The following is a 12,559-nucleotide window of genomic DNA, read 5'->3' as shown; positions in this document are numbered from 1 at the left end:
ACCGTTCCTGCCGTCGCGGTGAGGATCAAGGCGTCACCCGCGGCGACCTGGAGGGCCGCCTGGCTCACCCCCCGGCGCGAGCTCAGGATGTCTACCGTGGCGTGCACCCAGGTCGAGATCGCAGCGTCCAACGACTTCGACGTGACCGCGCCCACGTCCTCGTATCGGCCGCTCCGTCGTTCGGCGGGGATCATCGCGAACCGTTCCGTGCGGGCCTTGACAGCAGCCAGCACCGATCGAGGCGCCTGCAGATGGTCCCGGTCCTGCAGGAGTGGCAGGGACACCGTGGCCACGGCGTGAACGATCGAGACGACGTTGGCCTGTAAGCCCTCCAGAGCAGCCCGGTCCACATCGGTGCGCGCCGGTTTCTCGCCAACCAGCAGGTCCGCGATCAGCCCCAATCGGAGCGCCAGCTCGCCCACCGCCGGATCGGGCTTCAGGGACGCTGCTGCGGAACCGTTGTCGGCCGTGGCCTCGAGCACCCCTCGCCCGACTTGGCCCAACACCAACCGGACGGACCCCATGTCGTCCAGCCATGCCGGTTCCACTGGCACCGCGTCCAGGACGCGGAGAGCTGCGGTCGCCAACCTGGGCCATACCGCCAGAACCTCCAGGCCGCGCTCGCCGTAGCGATTCTCGGCACGCCGGTCCTCGAGTTCCGCACACAGGTCCCAGGCGCGGGTGTGGACGTCGTCCAGCAGCATCCCGACCGTGGTGGTCATCGTGCTGCCCTCGCCCGCACCGCCTGTAACGCGGCCCACAAGGCCAGCGGCACCACCTGCCGCGCTGCGACCAACACATTGGACGCGGCGTCCAGCGACGCGATCGCGTCCAAGCCGGGATCGACTTGCTGTGGCACGACCCCGAAGTCACCGAACAGGCCCTCCAGGTCCAGACACTCCGCCGCCAGGAACAGCGATTCCCCGGTTGGGTCGTCCGCCGACACGAACGCGACCACCGCGCTCCGCACGTGACCCAGCGCCAACCCCAGTGCCAACAACTCGTCCATGCCGTCCCGCCCTTCCAGATGTCTTCAACATCCAGAAGTGAAATCAGGAGCGCTCCACGGACAGCTGCTCGAAGGGAGTGGGGGAAGGCTCGCGGAGAGGGTCAGCTCGGGCCCGTGAAGATACACGGAAGATACACACGCGGAACATGAGAAAACCCCCTGCCCTAGTGGGAGGGAGTTTGGAAGGGTGGGCCTAACTGGACTTGAATTAGTGAATTGACCAATCGACCCCCACTCGGTCATACCGTGACAGAGCGGGCTAATTGATCCTTGACTAGGCCTTCCGCTTCAGCAGTACGCTTGTCCCGAGAAATGACTGAGCGTGCCGAAGGGGCCGATTTGACCACACAAAGTTCCCCACAAGTTCCCCGCGGGGAACTCTCTGGACGATTGGCGGCTCGACGGCGGGAGACCAAGCCGGAGCACCGAAGCTTCGGCACCATCATAGAGACCAGAGGTCGGTTCAAGGTCCGCTACACCGGCCCTGACCGCAAGCTGCACCGCGCCGGCATGACGTTCACCACCAGGGAGCGAGCCCAAGGCTGGCTCGCCGGCGAGCTGAAGCTCATCGAGTTTGGCGAGTGGACTCCCCCGGCCGAACGCCGGCGCCAGACCGAGGTGCTCGCCACCACCTTCGACGAGTTCGCCCGCGAGTGGATCGAGAACCGTCTCGTGAAGGGACGCCCACTCAAGGACCGCACCCGGGAGCACTACCTCGACATCCACGAACGCTGGTTCACGCCCCTGCACGAGCGAACCCTCACGTCCATCACCCACACCGACATCGAACGCTGGTATCGCACGCTCCCCGACGCCCCGACCATGCGCTCGCACGCCTACTCGCTGCTCAAGTCAATCTTCCGCACCGCAGTCGCCCGTCGCCTGGTCACGGAATCCCCCGTCGCCGTCGAGGGCGCCACCGCCCGCGCCAGACCCAAGGACATCGCCCTCCTCACCGTCGCCCAGGTACAAGCGCTCGCCGACGCGATGCCTCCCCGGCACCGGCTGCTGGTATTGCTCGCCGCCTGGTGCGGGCTCCGCTTCGGTGAACTCACCGCCCTCCGACGGCGCGACATCGACCTCAACGAGGGCACCATCACCGTCGAGCAAGCCGCCGTCACCGTCGGCGGCCAACGGGTCATCACGACCCCCAAGTCAGCGGCCGGACGCCGCACCATCTACCTGCCCACCCACCTCACCGATGACGCCCGCCACCACTTGGCTGCGTTCACTGCCACAGACGCCGAAGCTCTTGTCTTCCCCGGCAACGACGACCAGCCCCTCACTCCGGGTCAGGTGTACGGACACGCCCCCCGGTTCGACAAGAAGACCCGTAGGCAGACACACCCCGGCAACGGGTTCTACCGCGCCCGCCACCAGATCGGGCGCCCCGACTTCCGGTTCCACGACCTTCGTCACTTCGCCGCCACCATGGCCGCCATCTCCGGGGCCACCACCAAGGAACTCATGGAGTTCGCCGGCCACAGCGACATCCACGTCGCCATGCGGTACCAAGAGGCCGTCAACGACCGCAAGAAGGACCTCGCCAAGCGCATGGCCGCCCTCGCCAGAATGCCCGCCGTGGCCGAACAGCGCGCTGCCCCGGACATCACACAATGAATGGCGTCCGGGGCAGGCGACAGAAGCAAGCCGCTACCAACCGCGGCACTCATCGGCGGGAACGATCAACGCTTCCACGTCGGACGCCTTCAACCGCAGCACCTTGCCACCGACCACGTAGCACGGCAGCTTGCCCGCCTGCGTGAGACGCTTCAGGGAGCGCACCGACAGCGTGCACAACTCCGATGCCTCCGGGTAGGACAACCACTTCGGCTGCCGGTCCTGGTCCGTGCTCGTCGACTTCTTCGTCCTGCGGATCGTCTGGGCGGTCATGGGGCCTCCTCGGGTATGTATGGACGCTCTCGGCGCGCCCTCACTATCCAGAAGTAACTCAGAGTGCCTTCCGCGGACAGGGTGGCACCAAGACGATCCCTCATTCCGTCCGCGGCCAGGTCGCCCTCGGCGGCCGAACAGAGTCTTCTCTTGGACGCCGGGGATCGGACTTGAGTTGGACCTCTCTAGACGGATTTGAAGCCTCAGCGGACCCAGCCCGTCCTGCCGGGCAATCGGCGCGTGAACTCTCGTCTACGCCCCCACCAACTGAAGCAGCGAGTCGTAGCTGTCGACGACGTCGTACCGCACGCCATCGTTCTCAGCCTTGTCGTTGAGCGAGGCGAAGAACTTGCGGGCGCATTCGATCTTGGCTTCCTCAACGCCCTTGAGTTGGAGGGTCGACATGGAGCCCTTGGTCTCGGCGACGAAGTAGACGTGCTTGATCTTCGTGGTGTCATCGCGGAAGGCAATGGCCCAGTCTGGGTTGTAGTCGCCGACCGGAGTAGGGATGAAGAACCCGCGCGGCAACTTCGTGTAGACAACCACCTCGTCGCTGACATCAAGCTTCTCGACGAACTCCCTCTCGACCTTGGAGTCAGTGACCACGTACTCGTAGACGCTCTTCTTCAGCTTGTCACCAGCCTTGGACAGGTCCTGCGCAGTCTGGTTCTCGGTGAAGATCGACGAGTCGTAGCGGTTGTCCAGAGCGTCGTAACTCAGGTGCTCAACGATCACGGTTGCCTTCTGCTCGTTGATGAGCCGGGAGGCCTCGGTGATGAACTGCTCGGGGTTCTGCTTGAACTTGGCGAACGTTCCAGGGTTGATGCCGGTGAGGATGGAGGCGCACGTGCGGCGGGTGAGCTTGGTCTTCTCCGCGATCTCGCCGAGCAGGTCGTACTTGACCGTCGAACCCGCCGATACGGCCGAGTGCTCGACCTTCGTCTCCGAGACTTTGAAGCCCGTGCCGGCCTCGAGTTCCTCGACGTCCAATCCGACAACCTGCTTACCGCTCTCGACGACGTACTGCATGACGGTGACGTTGAGGGACTTGTCGAGCGCCTTGACGCAGTTCTTGATCAACTCGCATGAGTCGAACTCGACCTGGTAGACGGCCTTGTGGTTGATCCGGCCCCACAGTGCTTGGAACTCGCGCTTCTTGAAGTTGGCCTCGTTGAACGGGATCTTCTTCGGCTTGCGCCCGTCTGCAGGCGTGGGCACGTCGAGGTAGAGCGCGTCGACCAGCGGCCAGGCGAAGTCGATGATCGGCTTCAGAGCCTCGGCGGTCGGCGCGGCGAGTGTCCCGGCCGCCTTCGCCTCCTTGTACGCTTCGGTGATCAGACCGTCGTCGTCGACGTAGTCGTTCTTGATGAGGTAGTTGTAGAGCGCGTTGGCGATGGCCTTCTCGATCACCTTGGTCGAGCCGTCGGCGAGCTTGATGTGCTTGCCGGTGAAGTAGTCGACGCTCGCCTTTCGCGGCCGGGCCGACAGCGACTCAAGAATTTCCTTCTGGAGCGCCGTGACGAAGTCGGTGTAGGACTCGTCCGTGACGACGGTCAGCTCGTTGATGTCGTGGACCGTGACGGGATTGTCCATCCGCTCGCCATGCTGGTCGACCGACAGGCGCAGCCCTCGGCCGATCTCCTGACGGCGGGTGGTCGTGTTGTCGCTCTTCTTGAGCATGCCCATCACGAACACGTTGGGGTTGTCCCAACCCTCGCGGAGCGCCGAGTGTGACCAAATGAACCTCACCGGCTCTTCGAACGACAGCAGGCGCTCCTTGTCCTTCAAGATCAGGTCATAGGCGTCGACGTCGTCCGACTGGCCCGCGAAGTCGCCGCGGGCAGCCACCTTCCCATCGACGAACTGCTTGGTCTTCTTGTCGATCGAGAAATAGCCTTCGTGCGTTGAGCGCACGGGGATCGCCTCAAGGTGCGCGCGGTACCGCTCGGCGGCCTCGTCGAAGTCGAGCTGGGCCAGGTAGTCGGCCACCAGCGCCTCGTACTCCTCCTCGAACACGCGGGCGTACTCGCCGAGGGTGTCTTCGCGGCTGTAGTCGCGGTACTTGGCGACCTCGTCGATGAAGAACAGCGAGAGCGTCTTGATCCCCTGTGCGAATAACTCGCGCTCCTTGTCGAGGTGCGCGCGGATGACCTCTCGAATCTGGATGCGCCGCTTCTGATCCTCAGTCACGTCCTGCGTGACCTCACCGGCGCCAATGATGGCGCCTGTGCTCAGCTCGATGATGTCACGGTTGGCGTCGACATCCCGGATGAACAGGCCCTTGTACGCCTCGATCCCGCCCGAGATCACGTGCAGGTTCGATCCCTGGCTCAGCCGCTTCACCTGCCGCCTGATCCCTTGAGCGGTCTGCACCTCTAGCTCGACCCGGGCCTTCGGGAAGTCCGCGCCCTTGCCGACCTCCAGCCCGTCCACGTACAGGTAGGCGGTACTGCCGGCCAATTGCTTGACCGAGATGCCGCGCACCGCGATCTTCTTGACCAGCTTCTGGTTGTAGGCGTCGACGGCGTCGAGGCGGTGCACCCTAGTGCGCTCGATCTTGTGGGTGGCCGAGTAGCGCAGCGCGAACAGGGCATTGAACAGCCCCAATGCCTCCAGCGACTTCGACGGCTTCTTCGCGTCGCCCTCGATCTTCTGCGGCTCATCGATGATGAGGATCGGCCGATTCGCTGCGATCACGTCGATCGGCTTGCGCGACTGGAAGTCGTCGAGCACCTCGTAGATGCGGCGCGCGTCCTTGCCGGTGGCGTTGAACGCTTGGATGTTGATGATCATCACCTGCACGCCCGCATCCGACGAGAACCTCTCCAGCTCGTGCAGTCGCGAGGAGTTGTAGACGAAGGCGCGCGGCTTGGTGGCATAGAGCTGCTGGAAGTGCTCGGCGGTGATGTCGAACGACTTCTTCACTCCCTCGCGGATCGCGATCGACGGCACGACGACGATGTACCTCGACCACCCGTACCGCTTGTGAAGCTCCATGATCGTCTTCGTGTACACATAGGTCTTGCCGGTTCCCGTCTCCATCTCGATATCGAGGTTTAGCGGGGCCGCCGACACCCTCACCGGGTCTCTCAGATCCTTCGACGGTGGCAGCCCCCGTACCTGTTGCACGCCTTGTACGTTCGCTAGGAGCTGCGCCGGCGTGAGCGCGATGTCGGCGTTGCGTAGCCCCGCGTCGTCAAGCAGGGCCGGCGCAGAGTCCTTGCCGGGATCAATGCGGTACTTCACTCCATCGGCGTAGGGCTGGCCGGTGAACACGTCGACCACGGCATCGACGGCCTCGGTCTGGTACTGCTGGACCTTGAACTGGAGCTTCATCGCGTCAGATCGCCCTTACGTCTGTCTCGGGGGACAACTGGCGGAAGATCTGCTCGGCGTTGATGCGTGCCGCGTCGGTCACGAAGCCTGCGTCCAGAAAGACGGCGCGCAGAGGACGCCGCTTCGCCATCTCTTCAACTACGGCCATGCTGATGTTGTCGGCGAAGCATGCGACGAGTGCTCCCTCGGCCACCGAGAGAATCGCGCGATTGTCAACCTGTTCGCTGACGACGGGCTCGCTCAAGTCGAGCGCCCAGTCGAGGAGCACTTGGAAAAGCAGGTCATCCATCGTTCTGTCGGGCCTCACGCTCTGGATTGCCGTGGTCAGCGTGTCCTGCGCCAACCCGTCTGGTGCCGCCAGCGTGTCAGCGAGGTTCGACGTGTCAATCCTCAGAACGCGAAAGCCACTGTCGACCAGCAGATCGCTGCTGAACTGCTTGTGAACGAGCCGCATCCGCTGCTTCGTGATCTCCGCGACGTTCGCCGGCCGACCGAGGCCCGTCAAGAGCCTGATCGCGTTCGTCGTGATCTGCCTCGCAGCGCCCTTCGCGGTCTTGAGCGTTACGTTCAAGTCCTCGGCGACCTGGATACCGATGAATCGGCACGCAGACGACTCCGTAGTGCGGTTCAGTTCCAGGACAGCCTGCATTGCAGAGCCAGACCCCGCGAACATGTCGAGGACGATGTCCTCACCCGTCACACCCACCGCACGGTAGATGTCACGGAGCAGAAACTCGTCCTTCGGGTTCGTGAACACCTTCTCGCCGAACAATGCCGCAAGTCGCTTCGAGGCTGCACGGCCATCAACGTACCGGATGCTCGTGAGGCTCTGGAATTCGGTATTCGCAAGGTAAGTCTTGAGGTTCGGGACCGTCGTGTGATCTGGGCCGAAGTGAACACGGCCCTCGGCGATCTTGGCTTCCAGCGACTCCTTCGGCGACACCCATCCTCGCGAGGGCCGCTTCACGTTCTGGCCCGTGACAGGGTGCTGGATGTCGTAGACGTACTGCCCGTCGTTCGGTCCGGAGATGTTGTCGGGGAAGTAGACCCCGCGCTCGTCCATCCACGTGTAGTGCTTGCTGGCTGAGACAGGGTCACTCGGGGGGAACTGCTTGAACCAAGCTTTGGCCTCCGCGTTGATCGCTGCCCAGTCGGCGCCGTGCTTCTTCCGGAGCCCGTCAAACGCGGCGTAGATCTTGTCGAGGCCTTCCTTCTTCTCGACCCACTTCCCGGGGTTGGCCTGCCGGTTCTTGACGAAGAACACAATGTACTCGTGCTGGATCGAGACGTAGGCCTGGTCGTTCTTGCTGCTGTTCTTGAGGACAATCTCGCCAACGTAGGACGCATCGCCGAGCACTTCTTCGCCCAGACGCACAAGATTCGCGTGCTCGTTCTCGTCAATCGACACGACGAGCACGCCGTCGTCAGTCAGCAGGTTCTTGGCGAGCTTCAGCCGCGGGTACATCATGCTCAGCCAGTCGGAGTGGAAGCGACCGCTCGCCTCGGTGTTCGCGACGAGGCGGTCGCCGGTCTCCGACTTCTGGCCCGACCGGGCGAGGTAGTCGGCGCTCGACTCGGCGAAGTCGTCCTCGTAAACGAAGTCGTTGCCGGTGTTGTAGGGCGGGTCAATGTAGATCAGTTTGATCCTGCCGAGGTATGACTCCTGAAGCAGCTTCAGCGCCTCCAGGTTGTCGCCTTCGATGAAGAGGTTCTTGGTGGTGTCGAAGTCGACGGACTCCTCACGCAGGGGGCGGAGCGTCTTGGCGATGGGCGCGTTTGCGGCGAAGGCAGCGGCACGCTTGCCGGGCCAGTCGAGCTGATAACGCTCCTGCGGCCCCTCGACGACGTGGTCGGAGAGTTCCTGGCGGAGAGCGTCGAAGTTGATGGCCCGGACCGGATTGCCGTCGGCGTCGAGGGTCTCGGTAACGACCGTAGGGAACAGTCCGGCTATGGCGTCGATGTTGCGCTGGGTCAGGTCCGGCGAGTGCATCTTGAGCTTGTCCACGATCATTCCTTGTTCGGTGCAGGGTCGGTCAGGTTGGCGAGTACTGCGGCGCGTTCCTTGATCTGCCTGCGGAGTTCAATCTTGCGGTTGAGTTGTGGTTCGGTGCGCAGCTTTCTCTCCAGCGAAGCGATTTGGCGCTGGAGCTTTCGGGCGCGTTCGAGTCTGTCGGTCGCCTCTGACACTGTCTCCCCGGCGCGCGGGCCCACTGGGAGCAGGGTGCTGAGGATCGCTTGGTAGAGGCTCGGCAGGTCAAGCGCGGTTGGCAGCGGCCGACGCGGCGCGGCGGCCGGCTGCCAGTCGGTGGTGAGGTATGCGCCGATCGTCGGGGTCTTGCCGGTGAGCGACTTCTGTGCGGCGACGGTGCGCACCCGGTCGCCGCTGGCGATCTCGAAGATGATCGGTGAGTACACCGCCTTGTCGATGGCCGTGAGGACGTCGTCGGAGACATCGGCGCCCTTGGTCTCGACGATGAAGACCTGGATCTCGGGGACGGCGGTCGTGCCTCGCAGGCGGATGGTGTCGTCGGCGAGCTTGTAGGCCCAGGTGACGCGCTGGACGTCGTCGACGAACTTCTCCCGCAGCGTGGTGCGCACATTGCCGTGCTCGTAGAACTTCGTCTTCGGTACGGGCCGGCCGAACGCGGCGCTCGGCGGCCAACGGAACAGGGCGGACGTGCTTTCGACAGGCTCAACCACCGAGCACCTCGCCCTCGACGATGGCGAGGAAGGCGATCAACTCGAAGTCGTCGAGCCCGGCGATGGTCTGCATGAGGGCGGTGGTGTGGCCGGGGCTGAAGAGGCTGTCGATGTCGCGCTCCTCGGTGACGTCGATCATGGAGCGGATCGCCTCGGTGAGCAGGTGGCTGTAATGGCCCATGTCGGCCCCGTCGCGGGTGGCGGCGTTGAAGACGCGGCACACCTCCCAGGCTGGCTCGTTGCGGTTGCGGCATCCGGCGCGGATCAGGTCGAGCAAGTGCTTGACCTCGGTGTGGTCGGCGATCACCTCGCCCTCTTCGTCGAGGTAGACGAGGTAGTGCGGGTGGAGCCGATTGCCACGATTGAGGTGCTCGTCGGCGTTGATGTTGCGCAGCACGAACAGCACGCCTGGCTTGAGGCCCTTTTCGGCGTCGGCGGGCACGACGGCGTGCAAACCCTTGGGGGTGCCCGCCAGGTCGCCGTACTCCTTGAGGTAGCCGAGCAGGTCCATGCGGAAGTCGTTCAGGCCCAGATCGGTGATCGAGACGCCGGTGCGGACGTCCTCCAGCTCGATGACCTCGTCCTGGAGCTTGCGGAGTTGCTCCTTGCGGAACGCGGCGTCGCTGGCCTCCTGGGTGAGCACGTTGTCGTCGGCTGTCGCGGCGAGGTCAGCGATGACCATGCGGTTCTCGACGCGCTCCTTGAGGTTGATGTACTCGTCGAGGGAGATGTCGGGCCAGAAGTTTACGAGTTGAATGCGCTCGTTGGTCGAGCCGATGCGGTCGATGCGCCCGAACCGCTGGATGATCCGCACCGGGTTCCAGTGGATGTCGTAGTTGACGAGGTAGTCGCAGTCCTGGAGGTTCTGGCCCTCGCTGATGCAGTCCGTGCCGATGAGCACGTCGATCTCGGACGACTCCTTCGGCATCACCAGGTGCCGTTGCTTCGACCGGGGAGAGAACAGCGTGAGGGTCTGTTGGAAGCCGTAGCCCTTGCCCACCGTGGTGGACGGGTTGCCCCGACCGGTCACCAGCCCAGAGTCGTAGCCGTGGCGCTTGAGGGCCGGGGCGAGGTTGTCGTAGAGGTACTCGGCGGTGTCGGCGAATGCGGAGAAGATCAGCACCTTGCGGTTACCGGGGTTCAGGGGCTCGGCGAACTTGCCGGAGATGAGGTCCCGCAGCGTCCGCAGCTTCGTGTCGTGCTCAGGGGTGATGCCCCTGATCGAGGCGAGAAGCTGGACGATCACCTTCCCGTCGTTGACGAGGTCGCGCCTCCAGGACTCCACGTCCATATCGGCCAGGTCGATCTGCGTCTTCCGACCGACCGTGTGGCCGGAAGGGAACTCGAAGTCGTCGTCGTCGGCGTCGACGTCCGTCATGGTGGAGACGAGGTCGGCGATGTTCGCGGCGTGGTTGTCGACTGCGTGGATCGCCTCGGCGACCGTGCCCTCCAGCCTGGTGAGGGTGAGGCGGAAGGCCTCGACACTCGACTCCAGGCGCTTGAGCAGGTTCACCGTCATGAGCTGCCGGATGCCCTGCTCACGGCTGGCCGCGCCGAGGTTGGCGGTCTGCCCGCCCATGTAGTTCTGGCCGGAGCCTGCGCCGTAGAGCTGCTCGTACTTGTCGCGGCGGCTGGGGAACACGTACGCCAGTGGCGTGTACACCGCGAGAGTCAGCAGCTCGAGCTGCTCGAAGATCTCGTTGAAGGTCGGGGCGTCGTCGCGATCGGTCAGCGGCGGGCGGATTGACTGCGGCTTCATCCGCTCCGGGAACGCGCCGATGTCGGTGGTGTCGTAGAACGCTTGGATGTGCCGGCGGGACCGGGCGATCGTGACGGCGTCGAGAAGCTCAAAGAAGTCGAAGTCCAGACGCGCCAGGATCGCGTCGGTGGTGCGGGCCTCCGGAGGCAGGTCTGACCACTCGTTGAAGACCCGCTGCGCGTGCCGGAAGACCTCTTCGATGGAGGTCTGGATGTTCAGCTTCGCAGCGAGCTGTGCCGAGTCACCCTCATAGGCCAACGCGAGCTGGTTGCGCAGATCGTTGAAGCGGTTGTTCACCGGCGTCGCCGAGAGCATGAGCACCTTGGTCTTCACGCCCTCACGAATGACCTTGCGCATGAGCCGCTGGTAGCGGGTCTCTCGCTCCTGGACGTAATCCGCGTTGCGGAAGTTGTGCGACTCGTCGATGACGACGAGGTCGTAGTTGCCCCAGTTGATGAGGTCCAGCCGCTTGCCCAGCGACTCGCCGCGGTCGCGCGACAGGTCCGTGTGGGCCAGGACGTCGTAGTTGAACCGATCCTTGGCGAAGATGTTCGTCGTGTAGTTGCTGTTGTAGTTCGTCCAGTTGTCGGCGAGCTTCTTCGGCGCGAGCACGAGGACGGTCTTGTTTCGCAACTCGTAGTACTTGATCACCGCCAGCGCGGTGAACGTCTTCCCGAGGCCAACGCTGTCGGCGAGGATGCATCCGTTGTACGTCTCCAGCTTGTTGATGACTCCGGTCGCGGCGTCTCGCTGGAAGTTGTAGAGCGCCTTCCACACCTCGGTTTCCTGATACCCCGTCAGGTCGTTGGGCAGCACGTCCTCGCTGATGTCGTCGAGGAACTCGTTGAACAGGTTGTAGAGGATGAGGAAGTACACCCGCTGCGGCGAGTTCTCGGCGTACACGCTGGCGATGTGCTGGCGCACGGTCTCGGTGACGTCATCGAGTTGGTCGGGGTTGTGCCAGATCTGGTCGAACAGCTGGATGTACTGCTGCGTGAACGGGGCATCGTCGACCTTGTGGACCATGTTCGACACCGCGGGGCCGCACTCGTAACCAAGATCCGCGGTCGTGAAGCCCTGGAGCGGGGCGTAGGCGGCGGTGTCGTCGACCACGGCGAACGACTGCATGGGCGCCCCGGTGTGGTTCGAGCGGAACGTCACCTTCTGCCGGACCCACTCCGCGCACTCCCTCGCTATCGCCCGCTGGGTGAGCTTATTGCGCAGCCGGATCTCGAACTCTGACCCGTAGAGCGTGGCATCCCGGTGCTTGTCGTTCGGGATGAAAAACAAGCGCTTCTCAGGTGCCGGCTTGTCTGTCGCTTTCGTCGTCGTGAACGACGGCGCGGTGAAGATGAACTCCAGCTCCTTGATCGACTGAAGCTCATCCTTGAGGGCCGCGAACGCGAAGATCGAGAAGGTGCTAGCAGCGATGCGAAGCTTCGATCCAGGCTTGATCGTGTCCTTCAGGTCGTCGCCGAGGTATTCGTTCAGGTTGTCGATGATTCGCACTCAGAGTTCCCCAGGTTTCGGTGACTCGCTGCCTACAACCTGCGCCGCTCGACCGCGTCGAACCCATTCGTCGACCTCGCTGGTCCGGAACTTCCAGAACCGTCCCACACGGCGGGCGGGCATGGCCTTATCGGAGATCCCAACGTGGACGGATTCCCTCGCGAGGCCCACGTGCGCGGCGATCTCCTGGGCAGAGAGCCAGGGTTCCGTCACGTCAGACCTCCGATTCGTGCGCGGGTTCCCCCGGCGCATGTCATCGCCACTGTAGCGACGTCGGCTCTGGAGCACCGAGTGCGCCTGGGCACACCCCGGCAGGAACCGAGTCTGTTCAACGTCAATCGGCCTAATGCGCG

General features: G+C 63.9%; 9 protein-coding genes. 1 reads left to right on the top strand and 8 read right to left on the bottom strand.

Annotation, left to right across the window (positions count from 1 at the left end; all coding sequences use genetic code 11):
* Both AC5YDV_RS14650 and AC5YDV_RS14645 read right to left on the bottom strand, forming a co-directional pair.
* Positions 1 to 722: hypothetical protein (locus tag AC5YDV_RS14650; RefSeq protein ID WP_496184223.1), on the bottom strand; the 722-nt coding region annotated here is incomplete at its 3' end.
* Positions 719 to 1,009, bottom strand: coding sequence for a hypothetical protein (locus AC5YDV_RS14645; RefSeq protein ID WP_232549221.1), 291 nt, complete (start codon positions 1,007 to 1,009; stop codon positions 719 to 721). The genes AC5YDV_RS14645 and AC5YDV_RS14650, both read right to left, overlap by 4 nt.
* Positions 1,010 to 1,321: 312 nt before the next feature.
* Between AC5YDV_RS14645 and AC5YDV_RS14640 the strand changes: the two genes are divergently transcribed.
* A complete protein-coding gene (locus tag AC5YDV_RS14640) occupies positions 1,322 to 2,629 on the top strand; it encodes a tyrosine-type recombinase/integrase (protein WP_496184222.1) in 1,308 nt (435 codons plus the stop codon).
* A gap of 33 nt (positions 2,630 to 2,662) precedes the next feature.
* On the opposite strand, the gene AC5YDV_RS14635 is transcribed toward AC5YDV_RS14640, so the two are convergent.
* The 6 genes from AC5YDV_RS14635 to AC5YDV_RS14610 form a co-directional block, all read right to left on the bottom strand.
* Entirely contained in the window at positions 2,663 to 2,902 is a 240-nt protein-coding gene (locus AC5YDV_RS14635) for a helix-turn-helix domain-containing protein (protein WP_166233335.1), read from the bottom strand.
* 252 nt (positions 2,903 to 3,154) lie between these two features.
* Positions 3,155 to 6,238, bottom strand: coding sequence for a type III restriction-modification system endonuclease (locus AC5YDV_RS14630; RefSeq protein WP_496184221.1), 3,084 nt, complete (start codon positions 6,236 to 6,238; stop codon positions 3,155 to 3,157).
* 4 nt (positions 6,239 to 6,242) lie between these two features.
* Positions 6,243 to 8,249: a site-specific DNA-methyltransferase gene (locus AC5YDV_RS14625; protein ID WP_496184220.1), complete on the bottom strand. Its 2,007-nt coding sequence runs from the start codon at positions 8,247 to 8,249 to the stop codon at positions 6,243 to 6,245.
* Entirely contained in the window at positions 8,246 to 8,938 is a 693-nt protein-coding gene (locus AC5YDV_RS14620; RefSeq protein WP_496184219.1) for a DUF4391 domain-containing protein, read from the bottom strand. Before AC5YDV_RS14620 ends, AC5YDV_RS14625 begins: the two co-directional genes overlap by 4 nt.
* Entirely contained in the window at positions 8,931 to 12,206 is a 3,276-nt protein-coding gene (locus AC5YDV_RS14615) for a helicase-related protein (RefSeq protein WP_496184218.1), read from the bottom strand. The genes AC5YDV_RS14620 and AC5YDV_RS14615 overlap by 8 nt, the downstream gene beginning before the upstream one ends.
* Positions 12,207 to 12,458 (bottom strand): helix-turn-helix domain-containing protein, encoded by a 252-nt coding sequence (locus AC5YDV_RS14610; protein WP_496184217.1) that lies wholly within the window; start codon positions 12,456 to 12,458, stop codon positions 12,207 to 12,209.
* Positions 12,459 to 12,559: the final 101 nt, after the last annotated feature.

The sequence above is a fragment of the Propioniciclava sp. LT432 genome (assembly GCF_059515965.1).
Note: the sequence above shows the minus strand (reverse complement) of the source record. Positions and strands in the feature narration are given on the sequence as shown.